A 26,013-nucleotide genomic window follows, 5' to 3' on the forward strand; every position below is an offset into this window, starting at 1 on the left:
CATCATGCAACGCAGAATCGCAACCCTTGCCATCGCTTCGCTGTGCGCGCTGACCTTCTCGGGCGCCCACGCTTCAGACACTGACAACTACCCATCGCGTCCGGTGAAGATCATCGTCGGCTTCCAGGCGGGCGGCCCCACCGACGTGGCCGCGCGACTGGTGGCGCGTGCTTTGTCGGAGGAACTGAAGGGCTCCTTCATCGTCGAGAACAAGCCGGGCGCAACCAGCAACATCGCCTCCGAAACGGTGGCGAGCGCCAAGCCCGATGGTTATACGCTGCTGATCGCCGCATCACCGCTGACGATGAACAAGTACGTGTTTCCGCAGCAGCGATTCGATCCGATCAAGAGCTTTGAGCCGATCTCCAAGATATCGTCCGCGCCCGGCGTGCTGGCGGTGAGCCCGAATCTGCCCGCCAAGAACTGGAAGGAGTTCGAGGCGTTGGCCAAGAAAAAGGCGGATGGTCTGTCGTACGGCAGCACGGGACAGGGCGGCACGCAGCACATGGCAATGCTGCGTCTGGAGCAGCTTACCGGCATCAAGATGGTCCACGTGCCCTATGGTGGCACGACCGGAGTGATCAATGACCTGATGGGCAGCGTGATCGACGTGGCCTTCATGACATCGACTGGTGCGATGCCGAATCTGGAAGCTGGCAAGGTGCGCCCCATCGCCATCGCGGGGCCACAGCGCCTGCAAGGCCTGCCGAACGTGCCCACGTTCAAGGAATTGGGCGTGCCGGAGATGAAGTCGGACTCGTGGAACGCGTTGCTCGCGCCCGCCGGAACACCCAAGCCCATCATCGACAAGCTGGCCGCCGTGGTCCAGAAGGCCGTGAAGACAAAGACCTTCAAAGACACTTTGATTCCGCAAGGTTCGGTTTTGATCGGCAATTCTCCGCAAGAATTCAAGACTGAGCTGAACGAGGAAGTGGCCTTCTGGGCCGACCAGTTCAAGAAGGCCAACATCGGGAACTGATTTCAATGTCGAGCAACAGCAAAAAATTCAACTATTCCGGCTACTCCGACCTGTGCAAGGCGCTGCTGTATCCAGCCAGCGTGGCGCTGGTCGGCGCCTCCGACGACACCAGAAAGACCGGCGGTCGTCCCCAGCAGTTCCTGCGTCGCGCGGGCTTTGCGGGCAAGGTCTATCCGATCAATCCCAACCGCACGCAAGTGCAGGGCGAGCAGGCTTGGGCCTCGCTCGCGGCGCTGCCCGAGGTGCCCGACACCGTCTTCGTGCTGTCGCCCACCGACACCGTAGTAGACACGGTGCGCGAATGCGCGCGCATTGGCGTGAAGCTCGTCGTGATTCTGGCGAGCGGCTTTTCGGAGACTGGCCCTGAGGGTGCGGCACGTGAAGAGGAACTGCGCCAGATCGCCGAGGAAACCGGTATCCGCCTGCTCGGCCCGAGCAGCCTTGGCGTGGTCAACCCATCCAACGGCCTGATGCTCACGGCCAATGCTGCCTTCGCCGAGCCCGACATGCCCAGCGGCAAGGTGTTCGTCGCATCGCACAGCGGTAGCATGATCGGAGCGCTGGTCTCGCGCGGCAAGGCGCGCGGCGTGGGCTTTGCGGGCCTGGTCTCGGTCGGCAGCGAGGTCGATCTGAGCGTCGGCGAGATCTGCATGGCGACGCTCGATGATCCCCAGATCGAGGGCTATGTGCTGTTTCTGGAGAGCCTGCACCACGGCGACAAGCTCAAGGCCTTCGCTCGCGAGGCTGCTCTGCGCGGCAAGCCGGTGGTGGCTTACAAGCTGGGCCGCTCGAGCGCAGCGGCTGAGATGTCGGCCACGCACACCGGCGCGCTTGCGGGCGAGGACGACATCGCTGATGCCCTCCTCAAGGACCTGGGCGTCGTGCGGGTGGAGATGCTGGAGACGCTGTTCGAGGTGATGCCGCTCGCCAAGAAGCTGCCGCTTGAGCGCAAGACAACCAAGCGCGTCGGCGTGGTGACCACGACCGGCGGCGGTGCTGCGATGGTGGTGGACCAGTTGGGCATTCGCGATGTGACGGTGGAGTCCGTCTCGCCCGAAACGCTGGCCAAGCTGCAGGCCGCAGACATCCCCGGCACCGCTGGCCGCGTGCTCGATCTGACACTGGCGGGCACCAAGTACGAGGTAATGAAGAAGGCGCTCGATATCCTGCTCGAGGCACCAGAGTTCGATCTGGTGGTGGCAGTGGTGGGCTCGTCTGCGCGCTTCAATCCGGATCTGGCCGTCAAGCCCATCATCGACAGTGCAAATCACGACAAGCCGCTGCTCGCCATGCTCGTTCCCGATGCGCCCCTCGCACTCTCGCAACTGACTGACGCGCAAATCCCATGCTTTCGCACGCCCGAGGCCTGCGCCGATGCGATTGCCTCCGTGTTCGCACGCCGCCAGCCGGGGCTTCAAGCTACGGCTGGTCAGGTGGCCGATGCGCGTTCGCTTAAGGAATCGGATGCCTACGCGCTGCTTGACCAACTGAATGTGCCGCACGCACCTGCCGCCACGTTTGCGTTGGACGCCGCACCCACGGAATTGCCGTTTGCCTACCCGGTAGTCGCCAAAGTCTGCTCTGCGCAGATTCCGCACAAGACCGAGGTCGGCGGCGTGGTGCTCGGCATCCAGAACGCGGAGCAACTGGCCGAGGCCTTTGGCACGCTCAAGACCAACTTGGCCGAGCGCGCGCCCGGCGTTCCATGCAACGAGGTACTGGTGCAGCCCATGCGCAAGGGCCTGACCGAGGTGCTGGTGGGTTACCGCATCGATGTGGATGCGGGGCCGATCATCATGCTCGCGGCCGGTGGCATCTGGGCCGAGGTGATGAAGGATCGCAGCATCCGTCTTGCGCCGGTGACCGTCGAGGTCGCACGCGAGATGATTGGCGAGGTCCGCATGCTGCAGACCGTGGCGGGCTTGCGCGGCACGAAGAAGGGGGATCTGGAGGCGCTGGCGCAGACCATCGCCAACCTGTCGAATCTGGCCGTGCGCCCGGACCTCAAGGTCAGCGAGGCCGAGGTGAATCCGCTCATGGTCATGCCTGAAGGCGAGGGCGTGCTCGCGGTGGATGCCTTGATTCTGCAAGCCTGATGAATCGAAGGTCGAACACATGAGCGAAGTCGAGCCATCTCCCGAACTCGCGCGTGAACTGCAAGCGACGGCCCGCATGCATGTCACGCAGCATGAGGGCTGTAGCGTGCAATGGCGCGAGTGGGGCGACCCCGAGGCAGTACCGCTCGTCGCTCTGCATGGTGGTCACGGCACATGGTTGCACTGGCTGCGCAACGTGAACGCGTTTGCGGGCAAGTACCGCGTGCTGCTGCCGGACATGCCGGGCTTTGGCGATTCCACCGATTTCGATCTGCCCGCGCGCGATCCCGCGCGGCTCAATTTGCTGGTGCAGGCGCTCAGGCATGGCATCGAGGATCAACTTGGCAAGCAGCCGTTTCATCTGATCGGATTCTCGTTTGGTGGCCTGATTGCTGGAAAGGTCGCACAGAACATGCCTCAGATCCGCACGCTCACGCTGCTTGGCAGCGCGGGCCATGGCATGCGTCGTCCACGCGAGGTGGCGATGCAGAACTGGCGCGATTTTGTGGGCGAAGAGCGCGCGATGGCGCTCAAACAAAACCTCGAAGCCTTCATGCTTGCGGGCGAGGCCGATGCGCACGCCTGCTGGATTCACGAGCAGTCGTGCGAGAAGACACGCTTTTATAGCAAGACCTATTCGCACAAGCCGCTTTTGGCCGACGCGCTGCCCGATGTGCTCGCACCTATGCTGTTGCTCTGGGGCGAGAAGGACGTGACGGCCGAGCCCGTGAAGGCTGCAGAATTCCTTGCGCAGAATCGTCAGGAGCGAGAGTGGATGGTGATTCCGAATGCGGGGCATTGGGTGCAATACGACGCAGCCTCCACGGTCAACGTGTTGCTCAACTACTGGCTCGCGCAGCGTTGAAATCCAGTCCAATGCACCGCGCTGACGCTTCTACAATCGGTCCATGTCGAAAAAGCTGCCTCCGCTCAATCCCCTGAAGGTTTTTGACGCCGTCGTGCGCACTCAGAACCTGACCAAGGCCGCGCAGGAACTGCACATCAGCCAGTCGGCCGTGAGCAAGCAGCTCAATGTGCTGCAGACCTATCTGGGTATCGAGCTCTTTCGCCGCGAACGCCACGGCATCAGCCTCACTCAGGCGGGCGTGCTCTATGGCGAGGAAATTGCGCCAGCCTTTGAGGCCATCTCCAAGGCCACTTCGAGCATCATGCGCAGCGGCTCTGACAACACGTTGCGCATTCAGACCTACACCACTTTCGCTGCCAAATGGCTGATTCGGCGCCTGTCGGATTTTCATGCGCGCTACAAGGACATCTCGGTCGTCATCACCAACTCCGTCAAGCCAGTCGATTTCGACCGCGACAACGTCGATCTCGCCATCCAGATGGGCAACGGCGCATGGCAGGGACAGGACGCAGACTTTCTGTTCGAAGACATCATCGAGCCTGTCTGCAGCCCCGAATTCTTCAAGAAGCATGCGCCCGACGCGGGCTATCCGCGCGCGTTGCTGCGTACCTGCTTGCTGGTGTCGCACTACCGTCAGGATGATTGGCCCACTTGGACGCGCCTGTGCCGCTACGACGAGGACATCGCCAGCACCGAACGCATGCGTTTCAGCACCTCTGTGCTTACCTGGCAGGCAGCAGTGGAAGGGCTTGGTATCGCCATCGGCCAGACCTCGCTGCTGGCCGACGATTTGAAGGCGCAGCGATTGGTTCGCCCCTTCAATTTGCCGGTACGCACTGGCTCCTCGTACTACCTCGTGCGCCCGCAACTGCAGCGGCACGCACGCAAGGTGATGCTGTTTCGGGATTGGATCAGGGAGCAGGTCGCCCAATCGGCAACGACTCCCGAACCTCAGGCGATGCGGTAGATGTGCGCGCCGGGTAAATCGAGCGGCTCGAATCGCGTGCAGACCTTGGGATCGTGGCCCGGAATGATGTTGTCCTCGCCATCCGCCAATTGCCGGATCAGTTCGTAGCCATCCATCATGTCGGCTTTGCTGTAAATGGCTGGGAAGGGATTCTTTTTTTCCAGATTTTCGTAGTAATGCGCTGCGTCAGATGCAAGCACGACCCAGCCTTTGGTGGTCATCACGCGGACGACCTGCAGGCCATCGGTGTGGCCCCCGATGCGATGAAACTCGATCCCTGCAGCAAACGAATGCATGCTATCGATCAGGCGCACATCACCTTCATACAGACGTTTGAGAACCACTGAAATATCGTCAAGCGCGAAAAAGTGATTCTGCTTCAAGTCGCACATGCACTTGCCGGTGGCGTAGGCCATCTCACGCTCCTGCAACCAAATTCGGGCGTTGGGAAATTGCTTCACATTGCCCGCGTGGTCGTAGTGCAGATGGGTGATGGCGATGTCGCTGACGTCCTCCACCTGAATGCCAAGGGCTGACAGTGCTTGCGCTGGCTCCTGCAGGAAGAATCGCTTGCGTGCGAGTGCGGAGATCTGGCTGAAGCCGGTATCCACCAGCAGGAGCCGACCTGCTCCCCGCACCAGCCAGACAAAAAAGTCCAGCGGCATCAACGCATTGGGGTCGCCATCGATCGGCTCCAGAAAATTGCTTTGTCTTGTGCGCTCGACGCTCGCATACTTGATCGCGTAGACCTCGTACTCGGTGATGCCGTGTGCCCGCATGGTGGTGGTTGCCGCGGGTTACTTTTTGACCAGAGGGCACTTGCTCTGTGCAAGGCTTTCGAAAGCATCCTTGCCGGGCACGGTTTCTTCGATTTGGTAGTAGTCCCAGGGTTTCTTGGATTCAGCCGGGGTTTTCACCTTCACCAGGAACATGTCGTGCACCATCTTGCCGTCGTCGCGCAGCTTGCCGTTCTTGGCGAAGGCGTCGTTGATGGACATGGTCTTCATGGTTTTGATGACCTCCGCGACGTCGTCCGTCTTCGCTTGTTCCACAGCCTTCAGATAAGTGCGGATAGCGGAGTACTGACCCGCCTGCAGCGCCGTCGGCATGCGCTTCATCTTCTTCATGAACTTGTCGGCGAATTTGCGCGACTCTTCGTCGTAGTCCCAGTAAAAGGTTTCGGCAAACATCATGCCGCCCGCGTTCTTGAGACCGAGACCGTGCACATCCATCAGGCTCATGAGCATGGCCACGCTGGCTTGGCCGCCTGCGCCCAGCCCGAACTCGCGGCCCTGCTTGATGGCATTTTGCAGATCAAGCCCTGCTGTTGCGATGGCGACGGCATTGGCCTTGCTGGCGTTGGCCTTGACGATGTAGGACGCAAAGTCGTTGCCTGGGAAAGGGTAGCGGGATGAGCCGAGCACCTTGCCTCCGGCTTCTTCGATAAATTTCTTGCCGTCGTTTTCCAAAGAGTGGCCGAATGCATAGTCAGCGGTCACGTAGTACCAAGTCTTGAAGCCCTTCTTGACCAGTGATTTCGTGCCGACGTTGGCCAGTGCATACGAGTCATACACCCAGTGCACATTGTTGGGCGAGCAGTCCTCATTGCTGATGCGCTGAGCGCCAGCGCCAGTCACGATGGACATGCGGCCCTTTTCCTGGGCGATTTTCATGGCGGCGAGTGCCACGGCGCTGTTGCCCAGCTCGGTCACGGCGTCCACCTTGTCGCGATCCAGCCATTCGCGCGTCTTGGTCGACGCGATGTCCGCCTTGTTCTGGTGGTCTGCTGTCACGATTTCGATGGGCATACCAAGCACCTTGCCACCGAATTCCTCCACGGCGATTTCGGTGGCGACGATGGAGCCCTTGCCGACGTTGTCCATGAACGGGCCTGCGATGTCGGTCAGAACGCCGATTTTGACGACCCCGTCCGATATCTTTGAGCCGCCGGTCTGCGCATGGGCAGCGCCAAATGCGAGGGTGATAGCCGCAAGAATCGCCGCAGATTTTTGTGTGAACTTCATGGTTTGTCTCCTGAGTCTTTTGGTTTATTGCGCTTGAATCTGTTGGAGTACAGGAAGCAGATGGGCGATGAACTCGTCGGGCGCTTCGCTCATGGGGAAATGACCGATGCCGGGCATGATGCTCAATTGCGATCCCGCGATGCTCCGGGAGAGATCCCGCGAATCGTCAGGCGTGCATGAGTAGTCGAACTCTCCGGTGAGAAGATGAAGCGGGCATAGTGCGGTGTCGATGCGGCTCACCAGTTCGCGCAGATCGCCTTCGGATTTGTAGAAGTTGAGATCGCCCTTGAACACACCCGGGCCGCTTTGCATGTAGTGCCAGAGCGTCTCCCAGCGGTCGGCGTCCTTGGCCCTCGGGCCGATCAGGCCGGAGACGATGCCCGCGCAGATTTCGCCGCCATGCACATCGGGCCGATGCAGCCATTCGAGGTTGTAGTAGGGCGCGACATGTGCGCCGGACTGCAGTCCGATCAAAGCCTTGAAGCGCTCGGGTGCGCGCAACGCCAGATGCAGCACCACCCGTCCACCGATGGAGCAGCCCATGGCAACGGGTTTGTGAATGTCGAGCGCGTCCATCACCCCGAGGATGGTGTCCAGATACAGTTGGGACGTGAGCTTGTACTCGTGTTTCTCCCACCCTTCGGGTGGCGAGGACTTGCCGTGGTAGGGCAGGTCGAAGCAGATCACCTGAAAATTCTCGTTGATCTCCTTGCTGTTCAGTATGTCCCGGTACTGGCGCGAGTCGCTGCCAGCGGTGTGCAGGCACAAGAGCGGCTGACCCCGGCCCGCCGATTCGACATAGATGCGATGGTTGCGACCCTGGATGTCGACGCTGACGTATCCGCCGGAGATGGGCTCCATGTTCTGGCGATTCATTGCACGACTCCCTTGAGTGAGCGGATCAGATCCTTGAAGTAAAGAAGGTTGCTCATGAACGAGTGCTGATCACCTTCGAGGCGCAGGTGCTTGAATTTGATCATTGCCATCAAGTCGTGAAAGCCCGGAGTGGGCGTGCTCGCGAAATACTTGTCCCAGGAGGATGCATCGGCGGCGAGACGGAAGGTCCAGCGCGGCATCACGAAAGGGCCGCTCTTGATGCTCTCGATAGCGCCTTCATGGATGCGGATAAGCAGCTCCTTCTCGTCGCTTTGCAGAAGGAAAGTCACATTGACGTACCGGCCTCGATGCACGAGCCAGTCGTCCGGTGGCGCGAGTGAGGTGCTCATGTCGGGTCTTCTCCTTTTGCAATGACGCGGTACATCACGGGGTAGTAGTTGTCGGCAAACCCCGCATCGATCGATCTTTGCAACTGTCTTGCGGTCAGCGTGGTGATCTGGTTGCTGAGCCGGACCGTGTTCGACAGCTCAAGTGCGAGCTTCAGATCTTTGAGTGCATAGGCCGTGGAGAACATTTTTTCCGGAAAGACATCCTTGGCCAGATAGTTGGCGCCGGTCAGCTTGAGCGCAAACGAGGCGGCGGAGCCAAGGCCCAGAGCATGGGCCAGCAGGTCCTTGGAGACACCGGACTTTTCCGCCATTGCAAACGCTTCGGCCAGCGTGTGCACGGTATTGAGCAGCACCATGTTGTTCAATATCTTCACCACCTGGCCACCACCCGTTGGGCCGCAATGCAGAACGTCACTGCCCATGCATTCGAGATATGGCTTCATGGTGGAGAATTGGGCCTCGGTGGCACCTACGGTGATCAGCAGCGTGCCGTTGTTCGCGGCCTCGCGACTGCGGGCGACGGGGGCGTCGATGAGCCCGATGCCGCTTTGCTGCAACGTCCGTCCCAATTGGCGGGTGCGTTCGACGTCGCTGGTGCTCATGTCCACGATGGTGTTGAGTGCCTTGGCGTGAGCCAGCAGACCATCGGCACCCGTGCATACCGCTTCGACATGCTGAATGGCGGGTAGCGATAGAAACACGATGCTCGCGGTCTCTGCAATCTGCTGGACGCTGCTGGCGATCACCCCGTTCGGCGCAAGAGACCGGACATTCTCGATGTTCAGATCGGCGGCGAGCACTGTACAGCCTGATTTCTGTGCCAGATTTCTGCACATGCCCATGCCCATCACGCCGACACCAATGAAGCCAAGTATGGGCTTGCCACTCATGCCAGTCCTCCCTGACGCACGCACTTGACTCTGAGGAATTCGCGCAGGCCTTCGATACCGCCTTCTGAGCCGAGGCCGCTGTCCTTGTAACCTCCGAATGGCGTTTCGGGCAACGATGCCTGCAGTTCGTTGATGCAGACCACACCGCTTTCGATCTCGTTGGCGAAGCGGTGTGCGAGCTTCATGTCGTTGGTGAAAGCATAGGCGGCAAGGCCAAAGGGCAGGCTGTTGGCCTCTTTGAGTGCTTCATCGGCATCCTTGACCGGGATGATCAAGGCGACAGGGCCAAAGGGCTCGATGCGGGATACGTCGGCTGTCTTGTCTCGCAACGCAATCACCGTGGGCTCATAGAAATAGCCGGGTTGACCGGTCATGGCCTTGCCGCCAGTGAGCACCTCAGCACCGGACTGTCTGGCGTTTTCCACCAGTTGGTCGATGGCATGGAGACGGCGCCTGTTCTTCAGCGGGCCCATCTGCGCCTGTCCGTCGAACGGATCGAGCACGCGAACTTTTCGGGCGTGCGTGACAAAGCTTTCGCAGAAGGCGTCATAGATGCTCTCATGCACCAGAAAGCGCGTGGGAGAAGTGCACACTTGGCCGGCATTGCGGTATTTGGTGGCGACCGTGGAGGCCGCTACCTTGTCGACGTCCACGTCGCTCCAGACGATCACAGGCGCGTGGCCGCCGAGTTCCAGCGTGGCCTTTTTCATATGCAAAGCCGCCTTGGCGCCGAGTTGCTTGCCGACCTCGGTGCCGCCGGTGAAAGTGATCATGGCGATGTCAGGGGCGCTGCACAACTGGTCGGCTATCTCCGCCGGATTGCCGAACACCATGTTGACAAGCCCTGCTGGTGCACCTGCACGCTGACAAGCCTGTGCGATCAACAGCGCGACGCCTGCGGTTTCTTCGGAGGGCTTGATGACGATGGCGCAACCTGCGGCCAAGGCCGCGCTGATCTTGCGTGACGGTGTGATGGCCGGCGCGTTCCAGCCTGAAAAACCTGCGACCACGCCAACGGCTTCCAGTTGCGCGATTTGCTGAATGCCGGCTGCACGTGCAGGAATCACGCGGCCATAGAGGCGACGAGCTTCTTCGGCCGACCATTCAAACATTTCAGCGGCAATGTCCACTTCTTTTTGCGCTTCACTGTAGGGTTTGCCAAGTTCGCTGGCGATCTGTGTGGCGAAGCTGTTGCGATCGGCGCGCATTTCGGTGGCGATTTTGCGCAGGAGTTCGGAGCGCTGGAGCACGCTCATTTTTTTCCAACTGGCTTGCGCGGTCTTGGCGCAGTCGATGGCGCGGGCCACATCGGCAATGGATGCCATGGCGTAGCTGCCGATCATTTGACCGGTCGATGGGGAAATCACTTCGAAGGTTTCGGACGACGAACCCGCGCAGAACTCGCCATGGATGAACTGTGAATATTGCATGCACTTGTCTCCTGCTCGATTCAATCGAAGACGATGTTGGATTTCTTGATGACGCCAGCCCAATGCGTCGACTGTTTCTGGATGTAGTCTTTGAACTGCCCAGAGGTACTGGTGAGCGGGTATTGGTCGAGCGTGAGCAGCTTGGTCTTGACTTCCGGACTGCTCATGATTTCGTTGACCGCAGCGTTCAGCTTGTTGACCACATCGGCAGGCAATCCGGCAGGCCCCATCAGACCGTTCCATGGTTCGGCGGCAAAACCGGGCAGCTTCTGTTGACCAATGACCAGCGTGTCCTTCAAGCCTTTGTCGGCAGCGGAACTGGCTGAAGCCAGAATGCGCAGCTTGCCGGCCTGTACTTGCGGAATCGCGACCACGCCGGCAAGAAAAGCAAAGTCCACCCGACCTGCGGCCAGATCGATTACGGCGGCAGAGTCACCCTTGTAGGGCACGTGCAACGAGTTGATGCCGGTCTCGCTCTTGAACCATTCGCCAGCCAGATGGTTGATGGCGCCATTGCCAGCCGAGCCATAGGTGAGCTGATTGCCTTTCAGGCGCGCGAACGCCACCAGATCATCATAGGTCTTGAACTTGGAATCGGGCGGAACTGTCAGGTAGTACGGGTAACTGGCCACCAATGCGATGGGGGTGAAGTCCTTGATGGGATCGAACTGCACGCCTTTCTGAACATACGGAATGATGGACAGCGTGCTGCTGCTGCCGATCATCAATGTGTAGCCGTCTGGCGTGGCCTTTTTCACCAGATTGGCTGCCACCGCGCCGCTGGCGCCAGCCTTGTTGTCGATGATGAAGCTCTGACCGAATTTCTGTGTGAGCTTTTCGGCCAGCACGCGGGCCACGATGTCGGTGGGGCCACCAGCCGAAAAGCCGACCGTGATCGTGACAGGCTTCTCGGGATAGCCTGCGGCCGAAACGAGCGTCGAGGTAGCCAGTGCGGTGGCTGCAGCGATGGCGAGCACAGTGCTTCGCGTGATATTCATTTTTGTCTCCGTTGTGTTTTGATCGACTTGCATGCGCTCAGAGTCGGATCTTTTCGATGCCGTTGGCCTCGGCCCAGAAGTCGGTCAGGCAGGAGGTGTCTTGCCCGGCCTTGCCTGCGGCCAATGCCATGCGAAACACGTTTTTGGCGGTATCACAGACGGGCAGGGCCACCTGGGTTGCCGCACCGGCGCTGGATGCAAGCGAGATGTCCTTGTAGCCGAGTGCAAGGTCAAAGCCAGGGGTGAGATCTCCAGCGAGCACCTTCTTGGGCCACTTTTCCTTGAGCTGGCCGTTGCTGGCCGTGGTGTTGACGAGCACGTCCAGGGTCTTGCTCACATCGAGTCCAAGTGACTTGGCCAACACCAGCGCCTCAGAGTTGATCTGGCAGTAGCACAGCACCATCATGTTGTTGATGATCTTGGTGCGGGTGCCGCTGCCCGCCTTCCCGCAGTGATGGATGGTGGTGCCCATCTTGTAGAGAACGGGCTCGATGGTGGACAGTTGCTTTTCATCGATGCCCAGCATGAACAGCGATTCGCCACGGTCGGCATGCATGGCGAGGCGGCCGACGGGGGCATCACCGAACACGAAGCCTTTGCTGGAGAACGCCTCGTTCAACAGATCGACGGTGTCCACGTCGATAGTGCTCATGTCGATATAGATCGCTCCGGGGCGAAGATTCTGGATGACACCGCCTTCACCGAGCGCAACCTGCTTGACCTGTTTGGGGCCGGGCAGCATGGTGAAAACGAGATCGCAGCCCTGACAAAGGCTGGCCACATCCTTGGCCACAATGGCGCCTTCCGCCTCGAGCTTTTGTGCAGCGTCTGCGTTGAGGTCGAAGACCGTCAATCTTTGCTGGTTCTTCAAGAGCGAGCGTGCGAGCGAGAAGCCCATGCGGCCCAGACCGATAAATCCAATGTTCATTTTGTCCCCAGTTGGTTGGTAGAAATTTAGCTACGTCTACACGAACCAAGGGGGAGATTTGATCTTTATGACATTAGATTTTGGAATGTCTCTTGATGCTGGCGGGGAGCCGGAAGATTGTGCATCACCGCTGGCCTACGCTCCTGTCTCTCCTCCATTCCTGCGGAATGAACTCATACAGCGGCGTCAGGTCGCGCACGAAGAGCAGGGGCGTTGGCGGCGTGGAAACGCTCAGGATGGCGCCTTCGGCCGTCACGTCCATGCTGGCGAGTTGGCGCATCCAGGCGACGTTGACGGAGCCGCCGGGTGCAGGGCGCGAATAGATGAGTTCGAGCATACGGCGCGCGGGTTGGTAGCCCGCTGCTGCGGCGAGTTGGTAGAAGCGGATGGCTTCGGCGTAGTTGGAGGGTACGCCGTCGCCGCGGTGATAGCGACGAGCCTGGGCGAACCAGCCTTCAGCACGCTCGCTCGGAGATTGGCCTGCCACGGGTTTCTGGTTTTGCTCGATGCGCATGCTCAGCAGATTGGCGTTGGATGCAGCGGCGGGAGAGCGTTTTGCAGCGGTAGTGAACTGCTGCATGGCCAGGTCGTAACGTGATGCGCTCACGTTGATGAGGCCCAGTTCGTTGAGTGCCGATGCGTTGCCCGCCTGCGCAGCTTGCTGGAGCAATTGCATGCGTTGCACTTCGGGGCTGGAGTGCATCGATTGTGTGACGCTGTTGCCTTGGACCGGAGCCATGCGCTCCTGAATGGACCAATCCAGAAACAGCGCGAGGCCAGGGTTTGCGCTCTTGAGCGGTGCGAGATAGGGGCGCGCGGAGCGTGGAGAGGGCGGGCCGCTGCAACCATCGATTTCGCACCAGGCCAGTCCCGCATTGCCCAATGGCTCGTTCATGGACTTGGCGCGTTCAAACCATTTCTGTGCCTGTGCGCGATCAACAGGTGCGTGTTCACCGTGAAGAAACAGCAGGCCCAACAGCCATGAGGTGCGTGCGGCAAGGCGATCGGCTGCGCTGCCGCGCTTGGCGTTGACGAGCGCGGTGGCCTCAAGTTTGCGGATACGCTCTGCATCGGTGTCGTTCTCGTCCGGGTCCATCAGTTTCGGGGCAGCGGCTCCGGGTTGGCCCGTCGGTTTGATGGGCGGTGGTGCAACGGAGGTGCCTGCCGGCTGAATAGACGAGGGTGATGTGACACCTGCAGGTTGCACGGGCGATTGATGAGCCGTTGACGTGTTCGGCGGCTGGATCTGCACGCCGGGAATGGCGCGCACGACCGCCTGTGCGGCGGTGGTCATGACGTGCAGTGCGAGCATCGAAATGCAAAGCGCCATGCAGCCGCGGCGCACGCCTTTGGCGACGGTATCTTTGCGCATCGGGCTCCTCCTCTGGTGGCTCTACGTGTTGTCGACTGAGGCGGCGAGTCTTTCAGGCCGCCCCGTCGTCCATATCCGACATGCCGCAACGCTCAGGCGTTGGGTGCAGCCTTGTTTGCAGTGGGCTGCTGCTGCACCGGCTGTGCCTTCTTGGGGATCACGCGCCACTGCACCTCGGCCTTGGAGTAGGGTTCGTCACCCAGCGCATGGCGGAAGGCCGTTTCCACGTCTTCGATCGAGCGGTAGCCTGGAACGTTGACCACGCCTGCGCCTTGAAGCGGAGCGGGTAGCTTGTCCATCACGTCGTCGGCCGTGGCGAGGCAGGCCAGACGTTCTGTCCCGGGCTGACTTGCATCCATGATGAAGGCGGGGTTGGGAACCAGCCAGTCAGGTAGGCGCAGCACCGTGTTGGCAGACACCAGCGAATTCGGGGTCACGTTGTTGGGTGTCAGGCGCATGACGTTGCCGATGGCATCATTGAAGTAGCAGTACACGTGCGATGCGCGCGACACGGTGGCTGCTGCGAAAACCTGCTCCCCGACCTCGAAGGTCGGTTTGTCGCCGGGTCCGATGGGGTTCTTGATTTGCAGATCGATGGTGCGATCAAGCCCGGTGGTCGATGCGAGTTGCAGCTCCTTGGCGTTCTTGACAGGGAGATATCCCGCATAGGCCTTGCCTTCCTGCCCGCCCCCGTTGGGGCCGGACGAGGCCCAACCAATGCGCTGAAGGTGGCCAGAATTGTCGAGAGTGACGAAGCGGTTCAGCGCACGCTCGTAGGTGCGGAAGTCCATCGTGCCGTTGGGAACCAGTCCATTGTCGGTCTGGAAGCGTGAGAGTGCATCCCGCAGATCGCGTGAGTCCTTTTCGAGCACTTCGGTACCTGGTGCCAGATAGCCCTGTGCGATCAGCGAACTCTGGATGAGCTTGGCCTGTGCGACGCCGCCGCTTTCCAGATACCAGTCGCGCATCTGACGCTGGAAGTCGGGGTGGGTCTGATCGAGCGTCAGGCATTGCCAGTACGGCACACGTGACCATTTGCCGATCAACTCGATGGTCGCCAAATCCACCAGAGTACGCATCGCACCTCCAGCACCGATCGCGTAGTCGCGCCCGACGTTGAACGTCACGCCATAGGTGCCGATGCGGCCGGCCAAGTCAAGGCCTTGCCCGCCGCCGCCAATCACCACCTCATTGGCGGAGTCCAGTCCAGGAATCAACGTGCGGGTCCGGAAATCACCAATGTGCATCTCGAGACCGATCACCGTGGCCGTGGCACTCTTGCTGACTCCGAGATCGATGCGTGGCCCGGAAAGCCCGGCGTCATTGCGATTGCTGAGAACGCTCTGGTCCACAAACGCAATCGCCCCCGACATGTACAAGGCAGGCCGCTGCAACTGCATTTGGTTGTTGTTGAGCAGTATCGTGGTGAGGTTTTGCACGGTGTCCTGCTGGACAATGTTGACCTCGTAGTCCACGAAACGGAAGGCATTGGAGCGTCGCGACATCTGCGACAGGGCCGTGATGATCATTTCCTTGATCCCCACGGGAACGCGTGTCGAGTAGTCGATGAACGTCTTGCTGGTGATGAGTGTGGTGGGCAACTGTGCGGCACGCAGCATTTCGTCCATGCACATCAGCGAATCGGAAAAACTTGAAATCGAGCGTACAGGGCGCACCGTGGGACGGTCCGCAGTGTAGGCAGTTTCGTGATATTTCGCGTCTTTGCGCGGGTCCATCGGAGTCGTGCAGGCGCTGAGTAACAGCACACTGGTTGCACAAGCCAGCCACGGCGAAAGCCGAGATGTGCGGCGTACTGGAGATGTCTCGCGTGAGATGGATGTACCAGCAGTCATGGCATGCCTCCCTTTTTTGTGCAGCACCGAGAGTGTGTTGTAGGGTCTAAATCAAAGTGACTGTTTCTTGAAAACCAAAGTGAGGCTTTGCGACTGCTTCCCCTGCGTGCGGATTCAGCAAGAATCGCTGCAGCCCTCCATCGTCGCAAAGTCCTCGTCGAGAGCGCTTTTTCAGAAGCACACGTTGACCAGATCGCCACGCAACACGACGACCTGATCTCCGTTGGCACTGACCTGGCCTTTGGCCGCCCCCGCAGCCGTTGCCGCCTGCGTGTTGCTGCCAACCGATTGCGAGCAGGTCACCTTGCCGCTTTGTGTCTTGACCGACTGAACCACATCTTTTTCGGTGTAGATGCCGGTGGTGTCAGCAGAGAAGGCCTTGGCCGTGTAACGCGACAACTTGGCCTGTTGCCAGGCCGGGATGCCGTTGGTGTAATCGATCTGGTTGGTCGTTCTGTTTTGGTTCAGCGGCAGCATTTGAATGCTGACCTGTTTATTCAGAACGATGGGATCCTCACCCGGCGCCTGCGCCAGCGCGCATAGGGGTGCACCCAGGCAGATAGCCGTTGCCATCAGCAAATAACCGCTGGAGCGGTGTTTCATGATGCGGCCTCCTTACGAGTTGTAGAGAAGAGAAGTGACATCGGATCGCCAAAATCCGATGTCACGGATGCCATCAGTGGCAGCGGCCACCTGGGCAAGGGTCTTCCGCGCAAGCGTCGTTCGAGGAGATGTTCTGCACAGCGATGGACATCGAGCCCTTGGCTGTGTTGATCGCTGCCGAGCGGCCCGACAGACTGGCGTACTGATACGAGGATGCATTGGCTGCAACCGTCACGTTGCCGAAGTTGGAGGCAATGTTCTGGGTTGCCACTGCGCCATTGCCATCTGCCAGATTGGATATGTTGGCCTGATTGCCCACAACGGTCTGCGTGGATGTGCCCTTGATTTCCACGGTGCCGTTATTGCTTGCCAGGTTCTGACGAGCAACGGAGTGGTCACCCTTGGCTTCGTTGGTGACTGTCGTGTCTTTCAGATCGGTGGTCTGATAGGACTTGCCGGTCGAGAAGATTTCCACGTCTGCCGCATTGCTCGACACATTCTGCAGTGCCTTGTTGTTGGTGCCTGAGGTGTTCTTGAGCGTACTGTCGTTGGCATAGGTCTTTTGTTCGCTGATACCCGAGATGGTGATGGAGCCGGGACGCACCGGACCTGCTGCGAAGGCTGCACTGGCGACTGCGGTCAGCGCGATAAAGGCAATTGCTTTCATGACTGTCTCTCCTGTAACGTGTCGTGAAAACCGCGTATCCGGTTTGATATGTGTTGACCAGACATTGCGGCGAACTGGACAAAGGCAGTTGTTGTTCCCTCGTGCATTTGTCTGGATTTAGTGTCTGACTCTCGATGTTTGGGAGAAATAGCCAGAAATGGGTAACCAGAATTTCGCTGGCTGACGTGGTGGCGAGGCGCAGTCCCACAGCACCTTCACTCACAAATCAATGTAAACAATAGTGATCCAGCGTGCTGAAAAACTAGTGAGTGAGCATGTGTAATCGATGCAATCCGATGAAAATTTGCGATGAAATTTCGTTTTGAATGTATCCAACGGCCGAAATATGAATCAGGAAATTTAATTTGGTCGAATGAACTGTGTTGAAGCGTCTAAAAATGAGCCTTTTAGTTACCTGAGTTGAGTAATTTCAGCTCATATTGGTGAGTCATTGAGAGTTCTGATCACCACTTCCAGGTAGTTTGTTTGTGTAACTTTGTTATTTGAATATTAAATTCCGCAGTGCAACTGGATAATTGTTTGCAATTCATTTAATGTGGCTGCACTTGCATAGCTATTCTTGTTTGGCGGGGAAAAATAAATAGTAAATTTCTTGCGTGCGGAGAGTGGCTACTGGTCCTGTACTGGTGGGAAGGAGGGAAAGATGTCTTATCTTGGAACGTTTGAGAATGTTGAAGAGGCGCTTGTGCCGCCGGGTGTCCTGCCCAATCGTGCGCGCAGCAATTCAACGATCTGGCCGAATTTTCTGGTTGGACAGGACGACAAACCGGTGCGCGTCATCCTCATCGATGACGACGAACACATGCAGCGCGTGGTGGCACAGGAGTTGATGGTCGATCCCCGCACCTTGCTTGTCGGCATTGCCTCCAGCGTGAAGGAGGGGCGCAGACTCATCAAGAATCACGAGTTCGACGTGATGCTGGTGGATGTGAATCTGAACGATGGACTGGGCTTCTCTTTGATTGAGCTGATGAAGTTTCAGCGTCCGTCAGCGGAGGCCATCATGTTCTCGATCATGGAAACCGACGAGCAGGTGCTGCGTGCTTTCGAAGTGGGCGCAACGGGTTACCTGGTCAAACACTCCTGGTTTGGCAACTATCCTCAAGCAGTATTGCAAGTAGCCAACGGAGGGGCCTACATCACGCCGCATCTGGCGCGTCGGCTGATCCAGAAGTTCGATACGCGCAATGGCGCAACGGCCAAACCAATGACAAGCCATTCCTGCGAATCGGAGCTGCTCTCCGAGCGCGAGAAAGAAGTGCTGCGCAATGTGGCCAACGGCTACACCAGCGCGGAGATTGCGACGCGGCTCGAAATCAGCATGCTGACCGTGAATTCGCATATCAAGAACATTTACCGCAAGCTGCGTGTGCGTACCCGCGCGCAAGCGGTGCAGTTCGCAGCGTTGCGCAAATTGTTCTAGCACTTTCGCATTCATCCCGGGTCGCTATGTGCCACATGGGATACCTGCGAGGTCGGGAAGGAGCAGCACATGTTGCACGTAAGTCATCTGGCCATTCTTGTCACCAGCACCATCGTCTGGGTGATTCAGCTGGTTCTGACCATGTGGGGTCTGTACGAGTATTTCGAAAGCTACTTTCAGTGGCCTTGGACCCTGAGAGCCGCACTGGCCATGGATTTGCTGGTGGGCATTGCTTTGGGTGTGCTTTTGATCCGGGCACTCTACTGGCATCCTCGCAGCAAGGCGCAGGTGGCAGCAGCGGTGCGCAAGGAGCGTCAACGGATTGCGCGCGAATTGCATGATCAGGTGGGATCGCAAATTGTCAATGCGTATCCGTCCGGCCAACCCATCTACCCCGAATGAGCAATTGCAAGCACCATCGTGTCCACGTAAACCATCGTGCACACCATGTCTCAAGAGATTCCCCATTCGCGCTCCTGTGTCCCCCGCACGCGCCGGGTCTACAGCGCGCAATTCAAGGCTGAACTGATCGCTGCGTGCCAGCAGCCCGGCGCATCAATTGCCGCCACAGCGCGTGAACATGGCATGAATGCCAACGTGCTGCATCGCTGGCTCAAGGAGCATCGTCTGGGCCAGCACCAGAGCGCCTGCGATACCGCGCATGCTGATGCGTCCGGCATCGCCCCACACTGCGCCGATGCAGCGGCTGAGCCAATGGCCAATGCACAGGCTGTTTGTGCCCCAGCGCATCAGGCTCATCCGGTGCCGTCCAACCCCGTGCCCGCCTTCATCGCGGTGGCGCTGGGCTCGCCGGTGATGGGGCCTCAGGCAGCGGGTGTACAAGCTGCCCCAAGTGCTGCATCGGCAGCTTGCTCATCAGACATCCGCATCGAGTGCTGTCATCACGGCACCCTCGTGACGGTCAATTGGCCGCTGGCCGCTGCTGGCGAGTGTTCCCGCGCATTGCAGGGTTTGTTGCAGGTGCTGCGGCAATGATCCGTATCGACGCTGCCTGGCTTGCCACGGCCCCGCTGGACATGCGCGCCGGCACCGACACGGCGCTGGCCCGCGTAGTCGCCGTCTTCGGCGCCGCCCACCCTCACCATGCCTACCTGTTCGCCAACAGACGCGCCAACCGCATCAAGGTGCTGGTGCACGACGGCATAGGCATCTGGCTGGCCGCTCGCCGCCTGCACCAGGGCAAGTTCGTCTGGCCGACGCCAGGCGATGAGCAGTGGCAGTTGGAGCCTGTCCAGCTTGACGCCCTGGTGCTGGGCCTACCCTGGCAACGCATGGGAAACGCCGGCATTATCACCATGGTCTGAAGCCGGCGCGCAATCGGTGGATCTGCGCATGGCAGCGCAGTGCCATGCTTGGCACACTGCCTGTCATGTTGATGCAGCCGCAATTCCTGGATGATCTGAGCGCCGAGCAGCTGCGCGAGATGACCACGCGGCTGCTCACAGAACTACGCCACAGCCAGGCGCTCAACGCCAAGCTCACCCACGAGAATGCGCTCTTGAAACGCATGAAGTTCGCCGCACAGTCCGAGCGCTTCAACGCCGAGCAGCGCAGCTTGCTCGAAGACGAGATCGAGGCCGACTTGGCGGCTGTCTGCTTGGAGATCGAGCAGCTGCAGCCTGCGGCCGCTGCCCCGCAAGCCAAACAACAGCCCAAACGCCAGCCGCTGCCGGCCAATCTGCCGCGCCGCGAGATCCGCCACGAGCCCGATTCGACCACCTGCCAGTGCGGCTGTCAGATGAAACGCATCGGCGAAGACGTGGCCGAAAAGCTCGACTATGTGCCCGGCGTGTTCACGGTGGAGCGTCACATCCGTGGCAAGTGGGCCTGCGCCCAATGCGAGACCATCACCCAGGCGCCGGTTGAAGCGCATGTGATCGACAAAGGCATCCCCACCACCGGCCTGCTGGCCCAGGTGCTGGTGGCCAAATACGCGGACCACTTGCCGCTGTACCGTCAGGAAAGCATCTTTGCGCGCGCCGGTCTGGCCATTCCTCGCTCGACTCTGGCGCAGTGGGTAGGCACCTGCGGCGTGCGGCTGCAGCCGCTAGTCGATGCGCTCAAGGCGGAAATACTCGGCCACCGTGTGCTGCACGCCGACGAGACGCCAGTGCAAATGCTCAAACCTGGCAAGGGAGCGACGCATCGCGCCTACCTGTGGGCCTACGCGCCAGGGGCGTTCGAAGACATGAAAGCCGTGGTGTATGACTTCTGCGAGTCCAGGGCTGGCGAGCATGCCCGCAACTTCCTGGGCGACTGGAAGGGGGCACTGGTTTGCGACGACTTCGCCGGCTACAAGGCCCTGATTGCCAGTGGCGTGACCGAGGTGGGCTGCCTGGCGCATGCCCGGCGCAAACTCTTTGACCTCCATGCGGCGAACAAAAGCCAGCTTGCCGGGTTCGCGCTGGAGCAATTCGCCAAGGTCTATGACATCGAGCGCGAGGTCAAGGAACTGAACGCCGATCAACGCAAAGCCATTCGTCAGCAGCACACCAAGCCGATCCTGGATGCGTTGCACCAGTGGATGACATTGCAGCGGCAGAAACTGCCCGATAGCTCAGCAACGGCCAAGGCCCTGGATTACAGCCTCAGGCGCTGGACGGCGTTGACACGCTTCGTCGATGACGGGCAACTGCCCGTGGACAACAACTGGATCGAGAACCAGATCCGGCCCATTGCCATTGGCAGAGCCAATTGGCTGTTCGCCGGCAGCCTGCGCGCGGGCCAGCGGGCGGCGGCGGTGATGAGCCTGGTGCAGTCGGCGCGCATGAACGGGCATGACCCCTATGCCTACCTCCAGGACGTGCTCACAAGGCTGCCCACGCACAAGGCCAGCCGTATCGACGAGCTCTTGCCGCACCGCTGGCAGCCCACTGACATCTGATCGTCAGCAATGGTCGCCATCGGCGGTCAACATGGGTTTGCCGTGCGCTTACGTCAATGCGATGATGCTGTTCGATTCTCCGGACAAGGGGGCCGATCCGGTGATGCAGACGCTAGAGCAATGCATGCTCGATCTGCGCTTGCTTGTCGATGTGATGAGCGATGGCAAGGGGAATCTGGCGGAAAAGCTCGGCACGCTGCGCCATCGTCTGCAGCCGGTGCTTGAAAAACGCGGCATGACGCTGACCTGGGCCATCGAATCAGAACCGGTCGATTTCCTGCCTCGTGGATCACGCGCCAAAGAATTGTGCCGACTGGTGCAAGAAGCGGTGAGCAACGTGCTGCAACACTCCAAGGCAACGCAGCTGATCGTCGAGCTGGGTCCGTACAGTGAAGGCGGACATGGTGATTGGAGGCTGCGTGTGATGGACAACGGCGTAGGCATGCAAAGTACCGCACGAGTGGGCTATGTCGGGCGCGGTCTTGCGCACATGAAACGCCGCGCTCTGCGCGCAGGGAGCACGCTGGAAATCGTGTCGAAAAATGGCGCCGGCACGCAAGTCGTTGTGCTCATTTCAGCCAGGGACCCTGGGCGGACGGTGCCTGCATCACTGTGATGCGGGCTGGGCTGTGCGGGCCTTAGGGGGAAGACGGTTTGCTGGCCGCGGCGAGCAGTTCCTTGCAACTCGCGTCATCTTGAGCGCCGGGAACGGTTACCGGCACAAGCGCCAGCGCCACAGGCGCAGCGACGATGGCGGCAACGGCTGCGCCTGCACGCAGCAACAGCGGACCACTTTCCACACCCACTTTCGGATCCGCGAACGTCCCGCGAACATAGAGCGGTGTGCGCAACGAGAAGAATTTCCACTTGAGCGATTCGGGTTTGATGCCCAGATCCAGTTTCTCGTCTTGCAGGTTGACGGTGCCCGTTGCCTCGATGATGGCCTCGTCGGTGTTGAGTTTGGCATTGCGTATGTTCGCAAGTCCATCACGCACGGCAAAGTCCACGACGGCGCAGCGCAACTGCACTTCCTTCTTTTCGCCGAACAGCTTGTTGACGATCACGCTGCCGATGTTGAGTGCGGCCAGATCCAGTAGTTCCTTGCTGAAGGTGCCGTCACGGATGAAGAACTTCGCCTCACCAGTGCCGTGACCCAGCATGGCCGCCACGGAGTTGCCCTGAGTGACGAGTGAGAAGCCGCCATCGAGTCGGCCGAAGCTCTTTTTCATCAGTTCGACCTTGGGAAAGAGGGCTCCGAGCTGCAGGTCGCTCGCGTTTCCATGCAGTTGCACCCTGAGAGGTGTCTCGCGGCTATCCATCGTGAGATCGGTGTTGATCTGTCCGCGAGCGACGCCAAAGCGCAGCGGTGAAAGCATGAGCTGTGCATCGCGAAGCACCGCACGTGTGCTCAGATTTTCGATGGGCAAGCTGTCGGGTCGGATGATTTTTTCGCCAGTGAATGCGATGTCCAGATCCATCGCATTCCAACGGCCAGTGTCGAACGGCGTGTCGGGCAGCACACGCCCCTTGTTGTTCAACGCGGCCTCCTGCTTGGGAGATTTTCCAATCAACGGCCCCAGATCCACGAGTCGCAACTTCTTGGAAAGCATGCGCCCCTCCAGGCGAGGGCGTAGTTCAGCGGATGTGTAGGTCAGGCTGCCGTGGATATCGCTTGCGCCCACGATGCCGTCGAAATCACGGTATTCCCACACAGCCTTGCCTGGCGCGAGATCACCCAGCAACCGGCCCTTGGTTTTGAACGCCGGAGTGCTGGGCAGCACCACGCCTGTAAGGTCGTACAGATCGGCCATGCTCGCGCCTCGCAGCGAGAACTGCAGATCAAGCCCGGCAAGCGCACGGGGATTGGCCAGCACGCCTTCTGCTTCGGCCTGCAGTGAGCCCGCTCTCAGTTTGGCGTGAATGGGATAGTTGACCGTCGCTCGGCGCAGCGAAAGTATCGGGCCTGTGAGTGCTTCGCCTTCCACCCGGGCCTTGCCGTAGCGCCCGAATAGCGTCATGTGGACTCCGTAGGGCGCACTGTCACTGTCGCTCTCTTCATCGGGTTCGAAGGTGTCGATATGCGCGCGCACGGCAAGGTCCTTGACCCCATCCGCATAGCCCAGCCATCCGCCGCGCACGATCAGTTGTCCGATACTCAGGTTCCAGGGCGTTTCGGAATCTGTAGTGCGTGAGGTGAAGGTCCAGTTGTTTTCCCCCTTCTTGTTGCGCGCCAGCGCCACATCGGGAGCGGTCAGCACGATGGTGTCCAACGCGATCGTGCGGCTGAGCAACGGCAGCAGGCGCAACGTGGCCGTTGCACGAGCAACGGTGCCCATGGTCTGTGGGTTGCGTGGCGGAGCGTCTACGTCAATCTTCTCGCGCTCACGTTGCATGAGCCGCTTGGCATCGGCGGTATCGGCTTGCTCGCTCGGTTGTTCGCTCTCACTCGATTCAGCGGAGGGCGCTCGCCAGGCTGAATCGGTGTTCGATTTGAGAGACAGTTTCACGCCCTTGTCACTGAGCTGTGACTTGGGCGGCAAAGCAGGGATGTCTGCGGTGGCCTTGGCAGGCTCGTCTTGCACATCGAAGTCGGCCGGATTGCTGAGGCGAATGTCCTGCGCCTGGACAGTCACGCCGGGAACCCAGCGCCTCCATCCGTGCTCCAGTGGCTGCGGCCAATGCCAGTCAGCAGAGAGGTCTCCATGGATTTGAAAATCGCGGCCTGTGGTGTCACTCACGTTCTGGGCAATCCATGGACGCGTGCGGTTCCAGTCCCAATGCGTGATGGCCACCATGGACGCAATCAAGAGCGCCAGCAATGTCGCTACAAATAGCAGCAACCAGCGCAGCGCACCAAAACCACGCTGTGCGGCCACACGACTATGCGCGCGCCCAGAGCGGAGGTGGTTGAGCTGAAAGCGAAGGTCTGTCATTGCCGGGTCGATGGGTTGTTGCACGCTTCTAGAGCGTTCTCGAGCGTCTTACGAGGGGCCAAGCGTCTGGGTTTGGACATCACAAACGCGTTGACGGGGGTATCCACTCTGTTGGCTGCAGAAGGTAGGGACAATGCTATGCGGGTCGAGTCTCAATTTCTGCGAATGCGTAACTGAGCTATTCGTTGCCGTACATCATTGGTCACCTCTAGGAACTTTCATATCGCTTGACATGTAGGCTTTTTCTGGGTGAGAGCAGAAGCGCGGCCTCACTGTTGGATTCGGCACCAACCGAACAAAGATTTCAGCTTGAAAGCGATTTTTACGTAACGGTGACAGGTTTCTTTGATTAATAATGTCTATTAATCTTTGATAATGGTAGCCATCATGATTCCTCTCACTAGCGAAAAGGTGCAAGGCGTCTTGGACGACGCTACGTATACCGCGACCCTCTGCATGGCTCGTGATGGGAAGCATTTTTTCTTCAGTGCGATCGCCGTTGATGGCAGCGCGGTGGATGCCCCTAACAAGCGCTGGAACAGCCGCAGAGCGGCGCTGCACGCGCTGGCCGACATAGCAGCATCAAACCGTCGCCCTGATGGTGCGCCCCCGTCATCACCGTTTCTTGGCCTGACGGACGACCTTCAGTTTCTGGCGGACGATTTGTTGATTGCAGACAGCGAGCCGGTGTCGCAAGGCACCGAGCCGGAGCTGGAGCCGGAGCCGGAGGTGGAGGTGGAGGTGGCTCCGAGGACTGAAGGCAAGCCCAGACCGAGACGAAAGTAACCTTGTGTCAGTCGACTGATGGCCGCGAGCCCTCAGTAGGCCCAGTGGGTGGTTCTACAATCGCCGCCCATGCACAACTCCCACGATCCGCGCGTGCTGCCCATGCGCGATGGAATCAATCCGAGCTGCGTGGTGCTGCCCTCCGTGGGGGAGGGTAGCCTGATCGACTTCTTCACCACGCGCCTGTCTGCTGTTTCACGCGAAGAATGGCTCGGGCGAATGCAGCGCGGCGAAGTCATCGACGAACTTGGCGAACCCGCAACGCCGGAGCGTGCCTTCGTTCCAGGTCTGCGCATCTATTACTACCGCGAGCTTGAAAACGAAGCGGAGATTCCTTTCGAGTCGCCCATCCTCTTTCAGGATGAGCACTTGTTGGTCGCTGACAAACCGCACTTTCTGCCGGTCGTGCCGAGCGGACGATTTTTGCAGCACACGCTGCTGGTGCGTCTCAAGCGCGAGACGGGTCTGCGCGAGCTGTCACCCGTACACCGCATTGACCGCGATACGGCAGGCCTTGTGCTGTTTTCTGTGCAGCGTGAGACGCGCGGCGCATACCAAGCATTGTTTCGTGACCGCGTTGTAAAGAAGGTGTACGAAGCCGTGGCGCGCTATCGCTCGGACATTGCATTCCCGCGGGAACATGCAAGTCGCATGCAGGAGTGCCCTGAGCAGTTCTTTCGCATGCAGGAAGTGCCAGGTGAGCCCAATAGCCAGACGCAGATGGAGATCATTGAGCGGGAAGGCGAATTTGCGCGTTACCTGCTCAAGCCCGTGACCGGCAAACGCCACCAACTGCGCGTACATATGGCATCGCTTGGGCTGCCGCTGATGGGCGATGGGTTCTATCCCGTGGTCAACGATCCGGAAGAGGGGGACTGGTCGAATCCGCTGCAGTTGCTCGCGAAGCGGCTTGAGTTTGTGGATCCGGTGACCGGAGTGCTGCGACAGTTTGAAAGTGGGCGCAACCTCCGCACACTTGGTGATTTCGTAGGTGTATGAGTCGCCGCATACATCGATGTCGTGCTGTTGTGATTTTTGCAAGTG

General features: G+C 59.6%; 25 protein-coding genes. 12 read left to right on the plus strand and 13 right to left on the minus strand.

The genetic code is table 11. The annotated features are described in order from the left end of the window. The first annotated feature begins 4 nt into the window (after positions 1-4). Genes G7047_RS09420 through G7047_RS09435 form a run of 4 tightly spaced genes read left to right on the plus strand, consistent with a single transcriptional unit; the run spans position 5 to position 4,910 of the window. Positions 5-979: a tripartite tricarboxylate transporter substrate binding protein gene (locus G7047_RS09420; RefSeq protein ID WP_166304023.1), complete on the plus strand. Its 975-nt coding sequence runs from the start codon at positions 5-7 to the stop codon at positions 977-979. Between the two features lie 5 nt (positions 980-984). After that, positions 985-3,075 (plus strand): acetate--CoA ligase family protein, encoded by a 2,091-nt coding sequence (locus G7047_RS09425; protein ID WP_166304027.1) that lies wholly within the window; start codon positions 985-987, stop codon positions 3,073-3,075. A 19-nt stretch (positions 3,076-3,094) separates the two neighbouring features. Beyond that, positions 3,095-3,940 (plus strand): alpha/beta fold hydrolase, encoded by an 846-nt coding sequence (locus G7047_RS09430; protein WP_166304030.1) that lies wholly within the window; start codon positions 3,095-3,097, stop codon positions 3,938-3,940. 43 nt (positions 3,941-3,983) lie between these two features. Beyond that, the gene (locus G7047_RS09435; protein ID WP_166304033.1) at positions 3,984-4,910 is read left to right on the plus strand and encodes a LysR substrate-binding domain-containing protein; all 927 of its coding nucleotides are present in this window, start codon (positions 3,984-3,986) and stop codon (positions 4,908-4,910) included. On the opposite strand, the gene G7047_RS09440 is transcribed toward G7047_RS09435, so the two are convergent. From G7047_RS09440 to G7047_RS09495, 12 genes are all read right to left on the minus strand, one after another. Continuing rightward, the gene (locus tag G7047_RS09440; RefSeq protein WP_166304036.1) at positions 4,895-5,689 is read right to left on the minus strand and encodes an N-acyl homoserine lactonase family protein; all 795 of its coding nucleotides are present in this window, start codon (positions 5,687-5,689) and stop codon (positions 4,895-4,897) included. The genes G7047_RS09435 and G7047_RS09440 overlap by 16 nt on opposite strands. Positions 5,690-5,707: 18 nt before the next feature. Next, positions 5,708-6,934, minus strand: coding sequence for an ABC transporter substrate-binding protein (locus G7047_RS09445; RefSeq protein WP_166304038.1), 1,227 nt, complete (start codon positions 6,932-6,934; stop codon positions 5,708-5,710). 24 nt (positions 6,935-6,958) lie between these two features. Then, complete coding sequence (locus G7047_RS09450) at positions 6,959-7,810, minus strand: alpha/beta fold hydrolase (protein WP_166304040.1); 852 nt, start codon at positions 7,808-7,810, stop codon at positions 6,959-6,961. Beyond that, the gene (locus tag G7047_RS09455; protein WP_166304042.1) at positions 7,807-8,160 is read right to left on the minus strand and encodes a hypothetical protein; all 354 of its coding nucleotides are present in this window, start codon (positions 8,158-8,160) and stop codon (positions 7,807-7,809) included. The genes G7047_RS09450 and G7047_RS09455 overlap by 4 nt, the downstream gene beginning before the upstream one ends. Next, positions 8,157-9,050 (minus strand): NAD(P)-dependent oxidoreductase, encoded by an 894-nt coding sequence (locus G7047_RS09460; protein WP_166304045.1) that lies wholly within the window; start codon positions 9,048-9,050, stop codon positions 8,157-8,159. Before G7047_RS09460 ends, G7047_RS09455 begins: the two co-directional genes overlap by 4 nt. Next, positions 9,047-10,480, minus strand: a complete 1,434-nt coding sequence (locus tag G7047_RS09465; protein WP_166304047.1) for an NAD-dependent succinate-semialdehyde dehydrogenase — start codon at positions 10,478-10,480, stop codon at positions 9,047-9,049. The genes G7047_RS09460 and G7047_RS09465 overlap by 4 nt, the downstream gene beginning before the upstream one ends. A 20-nt stretch (positions 10,481-10,500) precedes the next feature. Continuing rightward, positions 10,501-11,478, minus strand: coding sequence for a tripartite tricarboxylate transporter substrate binding protein (locus G7047_RS09470; protein ID WP_166304050.1), 978 nt, complete (start codon positions 11,476-11,478; stop codon positions 10,501-10,503). A 37-nt stretch (positions 11,479-11,515) separates the two neighbouring features. Next, a complete protein-coding gene (locus G7047_RS09475; RefSeq protein WP_166304052.1) occupies positions 11,516-12,406 on the minus strand; it encodes an NAD(P)-dependent oxidoreductase in 891 nt (296 codons plus the stop codon). A gap of 124 nt (positions 12,407-12,530) precedes the next feature. Then, entirely contained in the window at positions 12,531-13,778 is a 1,248-nt protein-coding gene (locus G7047_RS09480; RefSeq protein WP_166304054.1) for a tetratricopeptide repeat protein, read from the minus strand. A 92-nt stretch (positions 13,779-13,870) separates the two neighbouring features. Beyond that, a complete protein-coding gene (locus tag G7047_RS09485; RefSeq protein ID WP_240939425.1) occupies positions 13,871-15,514 on the minus strand; it encodes a DUF4384 domain-containing protein in 1,644 nt (547 codons plus the stop codon). Between the two features lie 288 nt (positions 15,515-15,802). Continuing rightward, complete coding sequence (locus G7047_RS09490) at positions 15,803-16,234, minus strand: hypothetical protein (RefSeq protein WP_166304059.1); 432 nt, start codon at positions 16,232-16,234, stop codon at positions 15,803-15,805. Positions 16,235-16,307: 73 nt separating this feature from the next. After that, positions 16,308-16,901, minus strand: a complete 594-nt coding sequence (locus G7047_RS09495) for a hypothetical protein (RefSeq protein WP_166304061.1) — start codon at positions 16,899-16,901, stop codon at positions 16,308-16,310. A gap of 664 nt (positions 16,902-17,565) precedes the next feature. Here G7047_RS09495 and G7047_RS09500 point away from each other — a divergent pair. From G7047_RS09500 to G7047_RS09525, 6 genes are all read left to right on the plus strand, one after another. Then, positions 17,566-18,345, plus strand: coding sequence for a response regulator transcription factor (locus G7047_RS09500; RefSeq protein WP_166304063.1), 780 nt, complete (start codon positions 17,566-17,568; stop codon positions 18,343-18,345). Between the two features lie 69 nt (positions 18,346-18,414). Next, complete coding sequence (locus G7047_RS09505; RefSeq protein ID WP_166304066.1) at positions 18,415-18,747, plus strand: histidine kinase; 333 nt, start codon at positions 18,415-18,417, stop codon at positions 18,745-18,747. Positions 18,748-18,792: 45 nt separating this feature from the next. Then, on the plus strand, positions 18,793-19,341 hold the full coding sequence (locus G7047_RS09510) for a transposase (protein ID WP_082759168.1): 549 nt from the start codon (positions 18,793-18,795) through the stop codon (positions 19,339-19,341). Continuing rightward, on the plus strand, positions 19,338-19,670 hold the full coding sequence (gene tnpB / locus G7047_RS09515) for an IS66 family insertion sequence element accessory protein TnpB (RefSeq protein ID WP_166301587.1): 333 nt from the start codon (positions 19,338-19,340) through the stop codon (positions 19,668-19,670). Before G7047_RS09510 ends, tnpB begins: the two co-directional genes overlap by 4 nt. 71 nt (positions 19,671-19,741) lie before the next feature. Then, the gene (locus G7047_RS09520; protein WP_205904826.1) at positions 19,742-21,250 is read left to right on the plus strand and encodes an IS66 family transposase; all 1,509 of its coding nucleotides are present in this window, start codon (positions 19,742-19,744) and stop codon (positions 21,248-21,250) included. Positions 21,251-21,281: 31 nt separating this feature from the next. Next, positions 21,282-21,866: a sensor histidine kinase gene (locus G7047_RS09525; protein WP_166304068.1), complete on the plus strand. Its 585-nt coding sequence runs from the start codon at positions 21,282-21,284 to the stop codon at positions 21,864-21,866. A 22-nt stretch (positions 21,867-21,888) separates the two neighbouring features. Here G7047_RS09525 and G7047_RS09530 read toward each other — a convergent pair whose 3' ends face one another. Next, positions 21,889-24,183, minus strand: a complete 2,295-nt coding sequence (locus tag G7047_RS09530; RefSeq protein ID WP_166304070.1) for an AsmA family protein — start codon at positions 24,181-24,183, stop codon at positions 21,889-21,891. 387 nt (positions 24,184-24,570) lie between these two features. Between G7047_RS09530 and G7047_RS09535 the strand changes: the two genes are divergently transcribed. Both G7047_RS09535 and G7047_RS09540 read left to right on the plus strand, forming a co-directional pair. Then, positions 24,571-24,969: a hypothetical protein gene (locus tag G7047_RS09535; protein ID WP_166304072.1), complete on the plus strand. Its 399-nt coding sequence runs from the start codon at positions 24,571-24,573 to the stop codon at positions 24,967-24,969. Positions 24,970-25,038: 69 nt separating this feature from the next. Continuing rightward, positions 25,039-25,968: a pseudouridine synthase gene (locus G7047_RS09540; protein WP_166304074.1), complete on the plus strand. Its 930-nt coding sequence runs from the start codon at positions 25,039-25,041 to the stop codon at positions 25,966-25,968. Positions 25,969-26,013 lie beyond the last annotated feature (45 nt).

The organism is Diaphorobacter sp. HDW4A, assembly GCF_011305995.1.
Lineage (GTDB): Bacteria > Pseudomonadota > Gammaproteobacteria > Burkholderiales > Burkholderiaceae_C > Diaphorobacter_A.